Raw genomic sequence first — 15753 nt, 5'->3', positions numbered from 1 at the left:
GAAGGCGGTGGCACGGATAGGGTGTGAGAACGTTCGTTCGCACTGCGCAACGAATGCGGCGAGGATGGTAACGACTGGTAAGTCCGGGCGCTGCCCTGGTACCTTGCGGACCACGCATCCGGACTCTGTTGCGACTATCTGCTATGGCCTCCACCCTATGGAGGGCGGTTCCCGGCGTGCCACCGGTGCTGGCAGTCAGCGGGTGAGGTGCCGCCATTCCTCGATGATCTATGTGCGTCAGTCAGGCAGGAGTTGTCATTCCCACGATGACTGATTGTGGGGTAGAGACCCGGACGGGTCGTGAACGTCGAGGTGCGGCCAGCGCGAAAGGTATTCTCTTTCGCTCCCGCCCCAGACGGAGGCCATCTTCGCAATGACTTGCGCATATTCCGCGTGCATCAGTATGCCCGGTGGAGGCAGGGGGGCTGACGCGGCTGTCGGCGTACCAGCGTTCGTGGTGTTCGCCGTGCTGGCCTTTGCGTCCGCTGCGAGTCAACACGGGCATCTAACCTACCAGAAGCGGCTTTTTCTTTGTCCAGAGGTGAACTAGTCGCTTTTCTCCGTGAACGTATCGGTCCGGGGTGGAAGGTGGTCCGCATGGCACCCGATACAGCAAGCGAAAGCGACGAACTGGACTGCATCAAGCAGGCCTTGCCGCCTTTCGCGTCATACGCCCGCAAGTCCCTCCAGATCGACAATGCGGATCTGCTTGCCGTTCGGCTTAACGAGACCTCCGCGCCGAAAGCGCGAGAACATCCTGCTCACGGTTTCGAGCTTCATGCCGAGAAAGCAGCCGATCTCTTCGCGGCTCATCTTCAGGTTGAATTGCGCGCCGGAGTAGCCGCGCGCCTGGAAGCGCGCGGCGAGATCGAGGAGGAATGTCGCGAGGCGCTGTTCGGCGGTCATCGTGCCGAGCAGCATCATCAGGCTGGATTCGCGCACGATCTCGCCGCTCATGAGCTGATAGAGATGGCGCTGCATGCGCCGGCTTTCGCGGCAGAATGTTTCGAGCTGGCCGAACGGGATGATGCAAACCGTGCTGTCTTCGAGTGCGATCGTGTCGCAGTTGTGGGTGCCGGAGCATACGCCGTCAAGTCCGAGCGGCTCGCCCGGAATCTGGAAGCCCGTGACCTGCTCGCGGCCGTCCCGATGCATCACGACCGTCTTGAACGATCCGGTCCGTACGGCGTAGAGGCTCTGGAAGGCGTCGTGTGCACGGAACAGTGTTTCGCCGCGATGCACATTCCGCGTGGTAAGGACCACGGTGTCAAGTTGCTGGAGTTCGCTTGAGGTTAGGTCCGGTGGCATGCAGACCACCCGCAGCGAGCAGGTGGAGCAGCGCGTAGCCGGCTGTCGAGACGCCGCCTCACGCACGATCGACTGCGGCAGCACGTCATGCCAGCGCGCCGACGGCGGCGCGGACAGTGAAGAATCGCAGGCAGGCTCGACGTACATGATCATCTCCAGTTCGCCGCGCGGGGGCCGCGCACTGTTTCACTAATGCTTCAATGGCTACGCAGGCGGCTTCGAACTCGGACGTCTTGCCGAAGAAAGAATGGGTTCCCGCCCTTCGGTACGGACGTCCGTAAATAAAATTGATATATCAACTATATTCGATGTAGCAAAATTTTGTGCGCGCCAAGGTGTCGCCAATATCCACTTAATTCGCGCTGTCGGGGGGCGGGCAGCCATGTTAGGCAACGGCCTTGCCCTCTGCCGATACTGGTTGCGAATGTGGTTTGGAGCATTCACGACTCGCCAGTGGGCGTTCTTGGTGGCAAGCGGCTGGACCGGGGTTACCGGTATGCCCTCCGGTAGACGAGGGCTATCTGAAAAGATGATGGTTGATATCAAGAATATAAAGGTGAGTTGTCAACTACATGGGCATATGATGTTGTCCGCGTAAATATCATTGGCCGCCATGTCCGAACATGTGCCAGATGAAATGTAGAGCTCTCGTGGAGCACGGTCCGAACTCAAGACGAATAGCTCGATATCAAGACGACGACCCGCTAGATGTGCGCGTGCCGACGCGGCATTCGCGTACAGGCGATCGGTGCGTTTCGCAAGCGCGATCAGGCCGTGCGCTTCACGGTGAAGGTGGCCGCGTCGCAGGAGCTCGAAGAAAGCCTCGTCAACAACCAGCTCGACATTGCGATTGGCTACTTCTGGCGCCGCGTGGCAGGACTCGACTACACCGAGCTATTCAGCGAGCGCCAGGTGCTTTGCTGCGGGCGCGGGCATCCGCTTTTCCACGCGGCGCAGCACGTCAATACCGACGATCTGCGCGAGCGCGACTGGGTTTGGCGCAGCTATCCGATTCCCGAGGAGCTTGCGGGGATCGGCGACCGGCAGGTGACGGCGATCGCCGACAGCATCGATGCGGCAACGGTCCTGATCCTCTCGGGCAGCCGTATCGGCTATCTTCCGGCGCACCATGCCGAGCCGTTCGAGCAGCGCGGCCTCATCCGGGCGCTCGGTTGCGCCACGTTCGGCTTCGACGTGCCGATGCATCTCGCGATCAAACGCAGCGCGGCCGAGAAGCCGATCCTGCGTGCGTTCTGTGACGATCTCTTCAGCGCGTATCGACCGCGCGCCGCCGCGGCGGAACCGCTGACCGAATGAAGTTGCGGGGCGCGACGCATATTGGATGCGTGTGAGATTAATTATTTGGAATCCATAATAATGAGCATTGCTACATAGATAGGTAGATGAAAGATCAGGGTAATAGAGTGGCGGTCCGATCTTTCTGAAGAAACACACGCAGCACAAGCGTAACGCCCGGCATCACATCTCGAAGATGGCGTATCGGGTGACTCGAAGCTGGGTCTCAAAGATGCCGCTGCGCTCGCCGTATGGAACGCTGCTCTGTCGATTATGTAAGGATGGCTATACAGGCTATCCGTCTGACCCTCTATTTGTACCAGGGCCTTCCAGGACTTATTTGATGCGCCCATCAGTAACAACCACTCCAGCCCATTTACGGGCTTCTTCATGCGAAAGCCCCGCGAGGTAGTCAAGGAACACTTGCGTCAATGAAATTTACATGCTAATTTTTCATGAAATTCAGCAGAGAAATTTCACGGATGCCGCCATGTTCGTCGAATCGACCCAGCATGTGGAGAGCTACTACGCCCGCACCTTGCCTGGTGAGGTGCCCGCGCGCCAGGCATTGGCGGGCGAGTGCGATGCCGATGTCCTGATCGTCGGGGGCGGTTTCAGCGGGCTGCACACGGCATTGCGCCTCGCGCTTGCGGGCCGGCGCGTGGTTGTCGTGGAGGCGAGCCGCGTCGCGTGGGCCGCATCGGGGCGCAACGGCGGGCAGGCGCTGCTCGGCTGGTCATGCGATATGGGGCCGCTCGAGCAGTCGCTGGGGCGCGATGGCGCGCGCGAGCTGTGGGAGAGCATGCGTTGGGCGGCGCGCGAGGTGCGCGAGCTGCCTGCGCGTCACGGTTTCGACGCCGACTACCGGCCCGGCAGCCTGTGGACCGCCGTCAAGCGCGGCCGCGTCGCGTTGCTGGAGGAGGCACGCGACGAAGCTGCCGACAAGTGGGGCTACGAGGCGCTGCGCGTCATCCCCGAGCAGGAGATGCCCGAATGGGTGGGCAGCAGGCGCTATCTCGCTGCGCTTTACGATCCCGAGGCCGGTCATCTCAATCCGCTCAAGCTCGCGCTCGGCCTTGCTGCCGCCATCGAACGTACGGGCGGGCGCATCTTCGAACAGACCCGGGTGCTGCAATGGCGCGAAACGCCGACGGGTTTCATCGCGACTACGCCCGAAGGCCTGATCCGCGCGAATACGCTCGTGCTCGCCTGTAACGCGTATATCGACCAGCTCGATCGCGAGCTCGCGCGCCGCATCCTGCCGGTCGGCACGTATCAGGTAGCGACTGTGCCGCTCGACCCGCAACTGGCGCATACGCTCCTGCCGCGCAACAACTGCGTGATCGACAACCAGTTCGTGCCCGACTATTTCCGGCTGAGCCCCGACCATCGGCTGCTGTTCGGTGGCGCGTGCACCTATCTCGGTGGCATCCCCAAAGACATCCGCGCGGCAATCCGGCCAAGCCTCGAACGCGTCTTCCCGCAACTGCGCGACGTCGAGCTCGAATGCGCATGGGGCGGCCATATCGACATCAGCATCCGGCGCACGCCTGATGTAGGTCGCGCGCGCGGGCGCTATTGGCTGCAGGGCTTCTCGGGGCACGGCGTGCTGCCGACGCTGGCCGCGGCGCGCGCGGTAGCAGACGCGATCCTCGGCGATACGCACTTGCTCTCGCTCTACGAGTCCATCCATAATCCGCGCTTTCCGGGCGGCAATGTGCTGGCCGCGCCGCTCGAAGCGCTCGGCAAGCTGTGGTATCGCATGCGCGACGTGGTTTGACTGAGGTATCCGGTATGGACAGGGATGAAGAGATAGAAGGCCTCGCGATTCTCATTCGCGATCTGCGCAAGCACAAGAAGGTGACGTTGGCCGAGCTCGCGCAGAGGATCGGCCGCTCGGTGGGTTTTCTCTCGCAGGTCGAGCGCGGCCTGTCGCGGCCCACCGTCGCCGATCTCACCGCCATCGGCGAGGCGCTGCAGACGCCCACCACCTACTTTTACAGCGTAAGCAAGCCGCGCGCACTGCCGTGGGTCACGCGCCCCGGCGAGCGGCGCACGCTCTATTACGGCGGCGGCATCACTGACGTGCTGGTCTCTCCGAGCATGTCGTCGGGCTTTTCGATGCTGGAGAGCCTGCTGGAACCGGGTGCCACGAGCGGCGAACGCCCCGTGGACGACAGCGACGAGCAAGGTGGCTTCGTGCTCGAAGGCGAGCTCACCATCTGGCTCGATGGCGAGGACGAAGCTGTCGCCCTCAAAGCCGGCGACAGCTTTCAACTGCCGGCACGCTGCCGCTTCAGTTACGCGAATTGCTCGGACAAGGCTGCGCGGGTGCTTTGGGTGTTCACCTGACGCCTCGCTCGATGCACGCCTGATACGAAGGCACGCGGCTTGCCGCACGCGTGCCATCGCTATAGTTTGGAGTCCAGATTAAATAGCAGGTCCACCATCTCTCGCTAACGAGGAACCCGAAGTGAGTGCCATTGCAACTGACCTCCTGAGCGAAGTACGCGCCTTTCGTGCGGCTCATCCCGACGTGCAATACGTCGACCTGATTTCCCTCGACATTCCGGGCCATTTCTACGGCAAGCGCTATCCCATCGCCATGCTCGAGAAAGTGGCGGCCGGTTCGCTGCTCAAGGTGCCGCAAAACAGCATCCTGCTTGGTGCGCAAGGCGGGGTGTATCCGATCGGCGAATACTGTTTCCACGACGGCGACCCCGACGTGCCGCGCCGCCTCGTGCCCGGCACGCTCAAGCCGGTGCGCTGGGAGCGTCAGCCGCTCGCCCAGATGCTGATGACCTCGGACGGCACTGCGACGCCCATTGCGTTCGAGCCGCGCCAGGTGCTCGCACGCGTGCTCGATCGCTTCGCGCGGCGTGGTTTGAAGCCGGTGGTCGCGTTCGAGCTGGAGTTCTATCTGTTCGATGCGAAGCTGCGCGAAGGTCTGCCGCAGCCTGCGCGCGATCGGCTAAGCGAGGACGAAGACAATCAGCCGAACATGCATATCGAGCGCCTTTCGCGTTTCGCGCCCGTGCTGCACGAGATGGTCGAGACCGCGCGCGAGCAGGGTGTGGATGCGACGGTCATCACCGCCGAGCTCGGGCCGGGGCAGTTCGAAATCAATTTTGGCCATTGCGATGACGCGCTGCGCGCAGCGGACTGGTCCGCACTCTTTTGCCGGAGCACACGCGGTGTGGCACTGCGCCACGGTTATCGCGCGAGCTTCATGTCGAAGCCGCTACTCGACGTCCCAGGCAGCGGTATGCACGTGCATGTGAGCCTCTACGACGAGGCGGGTCGCAACGTGCTCGCGGCACGCGAGCGGCGCGCGCTGCGACATGCGGTGGCGGGCTGCCTCGCGTTGCTCCCGCATTGCATGCCCATTTTTGCGCCCAATCACAACGCGTTCCGGCGCTATGGCGCGATGGTCAACGCGGCGAGCCGGGCGAGCTGGGGTTTCGAGGACCGCGATGCCTGCATCCGCATTCCCGAGTCCGACGAAGCAAATCTACGCATCGAACACCGGCTCGCAGGGGCGGACGCCAACCCGTATCTCGTGCTCGCGGCGATCCTCGCCGGTATCGAGTACGGCCTGGAGGCGGGCCGCGAACCGATCGCGCCGCTCAACGACGATCGCGGGAGCGGCATCGATTTTCCGGGCGACATGCTCTCTGCGGTGGCGGCCATGCGCGGGCATGCCGGGGTGCGCGAGGGGCTCGGCGACGACTTCACCATGGTTTATTGCGAAAATAAACGGCAGGATCACCTTGATTTTATGAACGCAATCGGGCCACGAGAATATCGCTGGTTTTTGTAAATTGACCGGGACCTTAGACCGTCGATCGCTACCTGCGACGGTGCTCGAAGTGAGGTCGAGACGCAACGAACGATGTTGTCGGTCGCCCAGTTTTTATCGGGATACCGAAATGCAGCTGAACCATGTCCAATGCCGAACTGATCTCAGATCTGGCGGCCCCGGCCGCTCACGGACTGGTTCATCGATGTGTCGGCAACCGGTTCAGTTCGGCGTCGGCGACAACACGATTACCCCAAGGTGGTGACGATGGTTCTGGTGCAATGCGAGGCTTGATGAGGGTAGTTTTCATGGGAAGTCGGGGTGTCTCCGGTTGCCACTCTGACCCTGCAATTTCCGCACCTCTCCTGTTTTGCGAAGATTCGTCGGGCGAACATTCCGGGGCGTCTGTGGAATCCGGGTTTTCCGGATGAGTGCGCCAGTGCCACAGTGTCCAGGTGGCAAGGCCGATGTGCTTTCAGGGGAGAGAGCGAACGAGTCATATCGACCTTGAACAGCCTTTCAGTCTGGCGCAAAACCAATGGCTGCTCACGGGGAGACAACCGCCAACCGTATCTCCCCGAAGTTTTCGAGGCGCATCATCGGCCTCTGGGGAACTTCGCCCACGACTCGGCGTGGCTTCCGTCTTGAAATTTAAACAGGCACTGGCGACGCACCGACGCATACAAATACCTTACAAGCAGGAATATAGTTGAATTGTCAACCTGGTGCCTGGGTGAAGCTTTCAGTGGTCTGATGAATCCCGGTCTCCGCGTTGCGCAGTCCAGCGTTGTTGCTTCACCGTCGACGCCGGTGCACCTCTTGATATTCGTCGTGCCGGCCCGGCCTCCTATTGAGCGACCTGCCATGAAGTCCCCTGCCGCCGCCACGCTCCATGCGTCCATATCATCCACCGGGGTTCGCCGTGTCTCCTGGCTCAAACGGGCGCTGCCGGTAATGGTACTTCTCGTGTTGCTGAACTTGGCTGCACATGTCACACAGGCGGTGGGCGATTTCGGCAATCTTAATGAGAGGACGGCCCGTCGCCTGGATACATTGGCCACGACAATTGCGCTGCGTGTACAGGATCGCGCCAAGGCGGTCGACCATACTTTCCTGATGGTGGACGAAGCGTTCTCGGCCGGGACGCCCGACGACGGGACGCTCGCCCGGTTGGCGGCGCTGGACAGCGATATGCTGGGCAACGTGTCGATTGCTGTATTTGACTCCGCAGGCCATGTGCTCGCGAGTTCGGTCCCGCCGGGGGATCGGAACGAGGCATGGTTTAAGGCATTGCCCGGCCTGACTGCCGACCCGCGCACGATCGCCCAGCTCATTCACCGCGACTCCGGCTGGAGCCTGCTCTTCATCAGGGAGCATCCTGTTCATGCTGGCATCGCAGATATGCGCATGGCAGTGGTTGTACCCGTCGACCAGGCGCTGATGAAGGGCATAGCGCTTCCGCATGGCAGCGCGTCACTATTGGTCAACCGTGACGATCAGGTGATCGCACACTACCCTTCGAATCCAGCCGTCGAAACCGGATCGGTGAGTCACGTCGCGGGATTGAAGCGGGAAGGTCCCACGCCCTCAACGTACTATGCAATCTCGCCCGAAGACGGACGCGAACGGCTTAAAACGCTCCGTAGCATTACCGTTGGCAATCCGGGAGACAACTGGACGCTCGAGCTTGGCTATGCCGTCGACGAGTACCGGGCTCCCTGGCTACGTAGCCTCTTTCTCAACCTGCTGGGCATTGCCATTGAAGTCACGCTGCTGATCGCAGGCATCGTGATGCTCCGCCGTGAAAACCGGCTGCATGAAGAGATAGAGAACTGGTCTGGCTTAGTATCGACCGTTGTCAGGGATATCCCGACGCCGGTTGCGCTGGTGGACGTCGGCACCGGAAAGATCGCACTGGCAAACGAGGCATTCAGGAGCCTGTTTGGCGCCAGGGGCGACGTCGGGGAACGCTTGGCGGTGCTGTTTGCCGAGCCCGCAAGCTGGACCGGAATGTACGGGCGTGACGACAGCGAGCCCGTTTCGATGCTGACCAGCGCCGGGGCTGTCCAGATGATAGTGCGGTGCAGCCGCCTTCTGGGCGGCGTCGTCGGCCCCGAGGACCAGGAACTTGTACTTGTCACGCTCCTCGATGTTAGCAGGCAATGCGCGCAGATCAGCCAGCTGCGCATGGAAGCCGATTTTGACGCCCTGACCAAACTTCCCAACCGGCGCAGTTTCACCCGCGCCAGCGCACGCGCAGTGGCTTACGCACGGGAACACGGGAGTCCGCTCGCAGTGCTCGCACTGGACCTGGACCACTTCAAGCGGGTCAATGACACATGGGGGCACGCCGCCGGCGATCGCGTCCTTGAAGGCATCGCCGACCGGATCAACGGAGCGCTGCGCAACCATGATATGCCCGCCCGGGTTGGCGGCGAGGAGTTCGCTGTGATCCTGCAGGGCGCAACCCCTGAACAGGCGCGTGGTGTAGCGGAGCGCATCAGGCTCGCGGTGGCGGAAGCCCCGATCGTTCTTGGCGATGGGCGGGCCGTAAGCATAACCACGAGTATTGGCATCTCCATGTATCAATATGGCGAACCCGATCTGACGGCGGCGCAGGCACGCGCTGACGCCGCACTCTATAGCGCGAAGCGCTCTGGTCGCAATCAGGTCAAGCTGAGGACTGGGGGGAATGCGCAGGAGACCGATTGCACGGCCAATGCATCCTGATGTCGGGTCGCCTCTAGACCAGCGGATGCTTCGTCGGAGCTGGGGGCGGGACAGATTTCCGGCAGGCGGTCCGCGCTGCGTGTGGCTTCAGCGGTGCATCATCTGGCAGTTGATGCACGGGCACTGGCTACAGCCCGACATGGTAGACCCGCAGGCAACCCAAAGCGGAAATTCGGTGCCTGGCACCAGGACCGTGCTTGTTCAGGCGTTTCACGGTTTTCTAGGGGAAATTCCCAAGTGTCGTCCGTTGAGACGGCCCTTTTCAAAAGGGGCGCAGATTGAAAAAATACTATAGTTGACAACACAACTATATAGGTCCGGAGAAGAAGATGGAAAGGCAGACGCGCGCGGAAGGAGACCGTATTGGATCAGCGTTTGGAGCGGCTTTGCTGGAAGCTTCGGCTGCAATCCGCGCTAACCTTTGGGGTGTAATGTGACGACAAGAACTCCATTCACGCACACGATCAACACAAACCATTTAAGTGCCGATCGCCAATGACTCCGGCTGATACAACGGCCCAATCAGGTCGACGTACGACGCCGGATCCATCGCGACGTAGTGGCCGTTGCGGCCGATCTGCAGGTCCTTGCGCACGTCACTCAGCGGACTTTTTTGCTGGAACCACACGAGATACCCGTCATTGGTGCGGTAGTCGGGTGGTGGCAACGTGAGGTCCTTGGTGCGGACGTCGCCCAGAAGCGGAGAGCAGAGATACTGGCCATTCGCGTAGGCGCCCGCATCCTGGACATACCGGTAGTTGTAGATCACCCGTGCCGCCCGTTCCAGGTTCGCCGGCGCGCAGGGTCCACCGGGTTCCCGGTCGAGATCGGAGAGTGCGGCGAAGGCCTGGTAGGTAACCAGGTCCGCGCGCATGATGGCCTTGTCGGCAAACTCCTGAATGTCCTCCCGGTCCCGGCGTTGAACGTCCTTGTTCGCGATGTACAGGCTCGTGAGCACCGGTCCGATGGTCGCGATACATCCAAGGACAATCGACGTCGAAATCAGTGCGATACGCTTGATCATTTCGGTACCCAGGCGCGAAAAATTTTGGGAACGAACGGGGTTGGCAAGCGTGCGGACAACACACGCGGCAGCGAATATCCAGTAAAGGATAGTCCGCCGCAGATCGCGTACAACGCGGGTCTTCGCGGCAGGGCTGGTCAACATTTTTGCCGGTTTGTGAACGTTGCGGACTCTGGTTGCGCGTGCCGCGTGCCAGACCCGTAGCACGCGCACAATCGGAAGAGGACAGTAATATGTCGAGGCCGGTCCCAAACGCACTAGCGGTGGGGCGCCACTCACGGGACGCCGCGCCGTTGCTCGAGGGCAATGACCATGCTCGGTCGTCCAGTGTTCGCAGGCGTCACTGCCGTTCTGGTTGCGATAACTGCAGCGCCGTGTGCTGCCTTGCGTGCCGAGGAGAAAGCACCGCTCAGTTTCATTGACCCGGCGGACGGGCAACTGGATATGAGTGACTTCCTGCTCAAGCACAAGGGCGCGCTGCCTGTGCCCATCGTGATCACCGAGCCGGCTGTGGGCTATGGTGCCGGCCTCGGCCTGCTGTTTTTCTCCGGGCCGATCGCCGAGGAGGTGGAGAACACAACAGTCGAACCGCCGAACAAGTCTCCGCCGAACGTCACGGCGCTCGGCGGCATGTACACGCAGAACGGCACATGGGCCGCGGCCGCCGCCCACTTCCACACCTGGGATGACGACCGCTACCGGTACCTGGGCGCGGTCGCCAAGGTCGATGCCCACCTCGACTACTTCGGACTGACGAGCCAGGCCCGGGCGTACACGCTTCAGGGTGATGCACTGCTTCAGCAGTTTCTGGTGCGGCTCGGGAACAGCCGCTGGTACGCCGGCGCGCGGTATGTTTTCTTTAACGCCACGTCCAGCTTCGCGGGCGGCAGCATACCGGCGAGCATAGCCAATTTCGAGCGCAACCAGCGCATCGGTGCGGGGAGCGTGATCGTGGATTACGACTCGCGCGACAATATCTTCTTCCCGGCCGCCGGCAGCTTCGCCGAACTTGAAGCGCAGTTCGCCCGAACGGGGTTGGGCGGCACCCAGAACTATGACGTGTACGCCGCTCGCGGTTTCAAATGGTTTCCCCTCGCGCGTGCGCTGATCCTGGGCTTGCGCATCGACACGAAGTTTTCGACGGGTGACATTCCGTTCTACGCGCAGCCTTACGTCGATCTGCGCGGGGTCCAGAAGGGGCGATACCAGGACCGTAATGCCATCACGACTGAAGCCGAGTTGCGCTGGGATGTGACGCCCCGGTGGTCGCTGCTCGGCTTCACAGGACTCGGCAAGGCCTATGGACGTCTGGAAAGCTTTTCGCAGGCGCAGAACGTTACGAGCGTCGGGGCAGGGTTTCGTTATCTGATAGCACGCAAGCTGGGTGTGTCCATTGGCATCGACGTGGCCCACAGCAAGGACCAGAATGCGTTTTACATACAGGTCGGTAGTGCATGGCGCTAACTCGCGCCGCGATCGCATTCAAGCAATCCTTGAGCTGCCGGAGTCGCTGGATTGATGCGCACCCAAGGCTTGTTTTGTACGTAACGGGAACTAGGATAGGAATGCGGAAGACCGCTTATCCGACGACTACGCAAAGAAGAGCGCCGCAACCGTCCAAGAAGGGTTCCGGCCAGGTTGTTGTTTCCCGGTGCCATGACTGAAAGGAACGCATCGTTGTTCGCGTCGACATCCGCCGTACGGAGGGGACATGACCATCTGGAACGAACGATGGGTAAAGGCCGCACTTGTGTGGCTGATCCTGCTGGTGGCAGCTCCTGCCTTTGCGGATCGCGGTCCTGAAGGGCCTGCGCCATTCAAGCCGGAGGAGATTGAGGCGCTGGTCGCGCCGATCGCACTCTATCCGGATTCGGTGCTGGCTCAGGTCCTGATGGCGTCCACGTATCCGCTCGAAATCGTCCATGCGGCGCGCTGGGTGAAAGAGCACCCGGATGTGAAGGGTGATGCCGCAGTGCGGGCGGTCCAGGATCAGTCCTGGGACACCAGTGTGAAGTCGCTGGTGGCATTCCCCCAGGTCCTCGAGCCGATGTACGACAAGCTGGACTGGACACAGAAGCTTGGTGACGCGTTCCTCGCCCAGCAAAAGGACGTGTTCGCTGCGGTGCAGCGGTTACGGGCGCGCGCGCAGGAAGCGGGCAACCTGAAGTCGAACGAGCAGCAACAGGTGATCGTCGAGCCAGCGGCCGCCGGCGAGACGACCGTCGTGCGGATCGAGCCCGCCAATCCGCAGGTGATTTATGTCCCCGCCTACGACCCGGCAGTGGTGTATGGAGCGTGGGGTTATCCGGCCTATCCACCCTATTACTGGCCACCGTACCCGGCCTATTACCCTGGCTACTATCCCGGGGCGGCCCTGGCGACTGGATTCGCCTGGGGCATCGGCCTTGCGGCCGCCGGGGCGATCTTCAGTGACTGCAACTCGTGCTGGGGCGGAGGCGACGTCAACATCGACTCCGACAGGGCGAGGAACGTTGACCGTAACTTCGACAGTTCGAAGCTCAAGAACGGAGAGAGGGGCGGCCGCTGGCAGCACGATGCCGGGCATCGTCAGGGTGTGGCCTACCGGGATAACGCCACGCGCGACAAGTTCGCCGGCTCGCCAGGGTCCGACAGGCGCTCCCAGTATCGCGGGCGCGGATCCGATGCAGGTAATCGCGTGGCCACGGCCGACCGGCCGGGCGCGGGCGACCGGGCCATGACCGCGGACCGGAGCGGCGCAGGTAATCGCGCGTCGGTGGCAGACCGGTCTGCCGGGAGCAACCGGACAGGCGCATCCAATAGAGGGTCCACCAGCAACATGAACCGCGTCAGTAATGGCAGTCGAGGCGGCGGCTACGGCGGAGGCCGGGACAGCGCGTTTTCAGGCGTGGGGTCGAGCGGCAGCGTCTCGCAACGCAACTTTGACAGAGGAAACCGGAGCATGCAGGGTTCAGGCTTAAATCGGCCCGCCGGCGGAGGTGGCATGCGCGGAGGTGGTGGCGGCCGCGGTGGCAGGCGCTAGGGAGTGAACCATGAAAGTTCATCCACGAAGTGTGCATAGACTTCTGACACTGCCGTTCGCGAATCTCGCGGCAGCCGTTGCGCTGTGGGGCGCGACGGTGCCCGCGGCGCACGCACAACAGTACTTCAGTTCGCCAGAGGCTGCGATGAATGCTTTTGGCGATGCGGTCATCAGGGATCGGGAGGACGCTTTACGCAGGATCTTCGGCAATGACTTTCGTAAGCTGATCCCACCCTTCGGCGCGCCAGTGCGGGATACCTTCATCGCCGAGTGGGCAAAGTCCCACACGATCGAAACAGGGGAGGCCGGGCACGCGCAGATCGTCGTGGGCGACGATGGCTGGACGTTCCCTGTTCCCCTCGTCAAGACCGGGCAGGGATGGCACTTCGATACACAAGCGGGCGCGCAAGCAATGCGCTTGCGGCGCATCGGCCGCAACGAACTGGCCGTGATCCAGACGATGATGGCGATCTTCGACGCGCAGCGCGAATACGCGCAGACCAATCACGAGGGGAAAGGGGTGCTCGCCTACGCCTCGAAGATGGTCAGTTCGCCCGGCAAACATGACGGGCTGTACTGGCCTGCCGGGCCGGATGACACGCCAAGTCCGCTCGGCGCGGCCTTCGTCGGCGCGAGCTCGCGTAATGCACAGAGCGCCGGCTACTACGGATACCACTTCAAGCTGCTGGAGTCACAGGGGCCGAACGCGCCCGGTGGCGCCTATGACTACGTCGTGAAGGGCAAGCAGTTCGGGGGCTTTGCTGTCATCGCCTGGCCGGTGAAGTACGGCGAGACGGGCATCAAGACGTTCATGGTGAGCCATTCCGGTCAGGTCTACGAACGTGACCTCGGGCCGGACAGCGCCACGAAAGCGCAGTCGACGAAGACGTTTGACCCGGGGCCGGGCTGGAGCAAGGTGTCTGATCGCGATAGCGAGTAATCCGTTCGCATGCGGTGCGGATCGTTCGGTTTCCATCGAGCGGCTCATGAAGCAGTGAAGGAAGCGGGGCAATGAGCGAAGTTTCGCCTGTGGTATTTGTTGTCGACGACGATGAGCAGGTGCGTCAAGCCTTTGCGCGGCTGCTTCGAACCGCTGGCCATCTGGTTGAGACCGTCGGGAGTGCCGGTGAACTCCTGGCTCATCCTGCCTTGATGAGACACCCGACGTGTATTTTGCTGGATCTGGCGTTACCGGGCGCGAGTGGTCTCGATCTACAGCGCGCCCTGGGTGCTATCGCATCCATCGTGTTCGTGTCAGCGCACGGTGATATGAGCACCGCCATTGAAGCGATGAGGGCGGGTGCGCTCGATTTTCTCGAGAAACCTGTTGATGAACAACTGCTTCTCTCTGCCGTGGCGCGTGCTCTCGAGCGCGGCATAAAGGTATTTGCACAACACACACGAAGCTCCGAAATTCACCTGCGCATGGGGCGGCTGACGAGGCGAGAACAAGAGGTTATGACGCTCGTCGCGGACGGACTGATGAACAAGCAGATCGCCAATACGCTCGGCATTGCTGAGCGTACTATCAAGATCTATCGAGGACGGATGATGCAAAAAATGCATGTCAGGTCGGTGCCGGAACTCGTGCGCTGCTTGTGCAGCTAGACATTGACGTGCCACAGGCGGGCGACCGTCGGTAGACAAGTACCCGGTCTCAGCACCCACTCTTCGACGCGTGGATAGTGTCGGGACCTGGACGATCGACGGCCATCCGGTCGAATCCGCAGAGTAGTGCAGTCGTTCCAACGGCAGGTTCGTCCGCTCGCTGAACGGCAGGTTGTGGCCGCACCCATAACTTTCTGCAGCCGGATATGCTCTTCCAGAGAGGCAGCTAAATGAACTGCCCTTCGAGAACCTCCTTTGACGCTGATTGCCGTGTCGTAACAGCTCGCTGACAATGATGCAGGCGTGCAATTACGCCGTCGGGCTTGCGGTCGTCAACCGACATATCGCGACTGCGGCGCCGTTCACGATGGGCGCGCGCTCCATGGATCGGCCGGCAAACTCCGCGTGCGCAATGCCTTGCCGGACGCCGCTACAAACGCACCCAGATGCCTCATTGATGCAGAATCGGCGCAATGGCCACAACGACACGACCTGAATACGATGGACGACCCAGAATCGCTTTCCCTGGCACTGCCCGACGGCACTAAGGTCTCTGCGCTCCTCCGAGTGCCGCAGGACGCGCGAGCCCTGTATGTCTTCGCGCACAGCGCCGGGGCGGGCATGCAGCATGCCGGCATGTCGTCATTGGCCGACGCGCTTGCGGCGGTCAATGTCGCCACATTACGCTACCAGTTTCCATACATGGAGCGGGGCTCCAAGCGGGTGGACTCGCCGGCCGTGGCACATGCTGCCGTGCAGGCGGCCGTCGCAGAGGCCCGCCGGCGGCTGCCAGCCCTGCCTCTCTTCGCGGGCGGCAGGTCGTTCGGCGGCCGCATGACCTCCCAGGCTCAAGCCATCTCCCCGCTCGACGGCGTGCGTGGCCTCGCTTTCGTCGCGTTCCCGCTGCACGCGGCGGGCGCGCCTGGCGTGGAGCGGGCACGGCACCTGGCGGACGTCACGGTGCCG

Annotated in this window: 12 protein-coding genes and 1 pseudogene; 11 read left to right on the top strand and 2 right to left on the bottom strand. The window is 62.0% G+C overall.

Annotated features, from left to right (window positions below; translation table 11 throughout):
* Positions 1-666 precede the first annotated feature (666 nt).
* The gene (locus U5A57_RS40720; RefSeq protein WP_321917937.1) at positions 667-1374 is read right to left on the bottom strand and encodes a helix-turn-helix domain-containing protein; all 708 of its coding nucleotides are present in this window, start codon (positions 1372-1374) and stop codon (positions 667-669) included.
* Here U5A57_RS40720 and U5A57_RS40715 point away from each other — a divergent pair.
* From U5A57_RS40715 to U5A57_RS40690, 6 genes and pseudogenes are all read left to right on the top strand, one after another.
* Positions 1307-1501, top strand: coding sequence for a hypothetical protein (locus U5A57_RS40715; protein WP_321917939.1), 195 nt, complete (start codon positions 1307-1309; stop codon positions 1499-1501). The genes U5A57_RS40720 and U5A57_RS40715 overlap by 68 nt on opposite strands.
* A gap of 545 nt (positions 1502-2046) precedes the next feature.
* Positions 2047-2625: pseudogene (locus tag U5A57_RS40710) on the top strand (substrate-binding domain-containing protein); the annotation flags it as partial.
* A gap of 469 nt (positions 2626-3094) precedes the next feature.
* The gene (locus tag U5A57_RS40705) at positions 3095-4384 is read left to right on the top strand and encodes an FAD-binding oxidoreductase (RefSeq protein WP_321917935.1); all 1290 of its coding nucleotides are present in this window, start codon (positions 3095-3097) and stop codon (positions 4382-4384) included.
* Positions 4385-4398: 14 nt separating this feature from the next.
* The gene (locus tag U5A57_RS40700) at positions 4399-4956 is read left to right on the top strand and encodes an XRE family transcriptional regulator (RefSeq protein WP_321917933.1); all 558 of its coding nucleotides are present in this window, start codon (positions 4399-4401) and stop codon (positions 4954-4956) included.
* 121 nt (positions 4957-5077) lie between these two features.
* Positions 5078-6424, top strand: coding sequence for a glutamine synthetase family protein (locus tag U5A57_RS40695; protein ID WP_321917931.1), 1347 nt, complete (start codon positions 5078-5080; stop codon positions 6422-6424).
* An 843-nt stretch (positions 6425-7267) separates the two neighbouring features.
* On the top strand, positions 7268-9133 hold the full coding sequence (locus tag U5A57_RS40690; protein WP_321917930.1) for a diguanylate cyclase: 1866 nt from the start codon (positions 7268-7270) through the stop codon (positions 9131-9133).
* 478 nt (positions 9134-9611) lie between these two features.
* On the opposite strand, the gene U5A57_RS40685 is transcribed toward U5A57_RS40690, so the two are convergent.
* Positions 9612-10157 (bottom strand): CSS-motif domain-containing protein, encoded by a 546-nt coding sequence (locus tag U5A57_RS40685; RefSeq protein WP_321917929.1) that lies wholly within the window; start codon positions 10155-10157, stop codon positions 9612-9614.
* 306 nt (positions 10158-10463) lie between these two features.
* Between U5A57_RS40685 and U5A57_RS40680 the strand changes: the two genes are divergently transcribed.
* The 5 genes from U5A57_RS40680 to U5A57_RS40660 all read left to right on the top strand — a co-directional run.
* Positions 10464-11621: a BamA/TamA family outer membrane protein gene (locus tag U5A57_RS40680; RefSeq protein WP_321917928.1), complete on the top strand. Its 1158-nt coding sequence runs from the start codon at positions 10464-10466 to the stop codon at positions 11619-11621.
* Between the two features lie 247 nt (positions 11622-11868).
* The gene (locus U5A57_RS40675; protein ID WP_321917926.1) at positions 11869-13179 is read left to right on the top strand and encodes a DUF3300 domain-containing protein; all 1311 of its coding nucleotides are present in this window, start codon (positions 11869-11871) and stop codon (positions 13177-13179) included.
* Between the two features lie 10 nt (positions 13180-13189).
* Positions 13190-14119, top strand: a complete 930-nt coding sequence (locus U5A57_RS40670; protein WP_321917924.1) for a DUF2950 domain-containing protein — start codon at positions 13190-13192, stop codon at positions 14117-14119.
* 71 nt (positions 14120-14190) lie between these two features.
* Positions 14191-14787 carry a response regulator transcription factor gene (locus U5A57_RS40665; protein ID WP_321917922.1) on the top strand — a complete coding sequence of 199 codons (597 nt, stop codon included), beginning with the start codon at positions 14191-14193 and terminating at the stop codon, positions 14785-14787.
* A gap of 501 nt (positions 14788-15288) precedes the next feature.
* On the top strand, positions 15289-15753 hold a 465-nt coding region (locus tag U5A57_RS40660), incomplete at its 3' end, for an alpha/beta family hydrolase (protein ID WP_321917920.1).

Origin of the sequence: Paraburkholderia sp. J11-2 (genome assembly GCF_905220185.1) — a bacterium.
Classification (GTDB): Bacteria; Pseudomonadota; Gammaproteobacteria; order Burkholderiales; family Burkholderiaceae; genus Paraburkholderia.
Note: the sequence above shows the minus strand (reverse complement) of the source record. Positions and strands in the feature narration are given on the sequence as shown.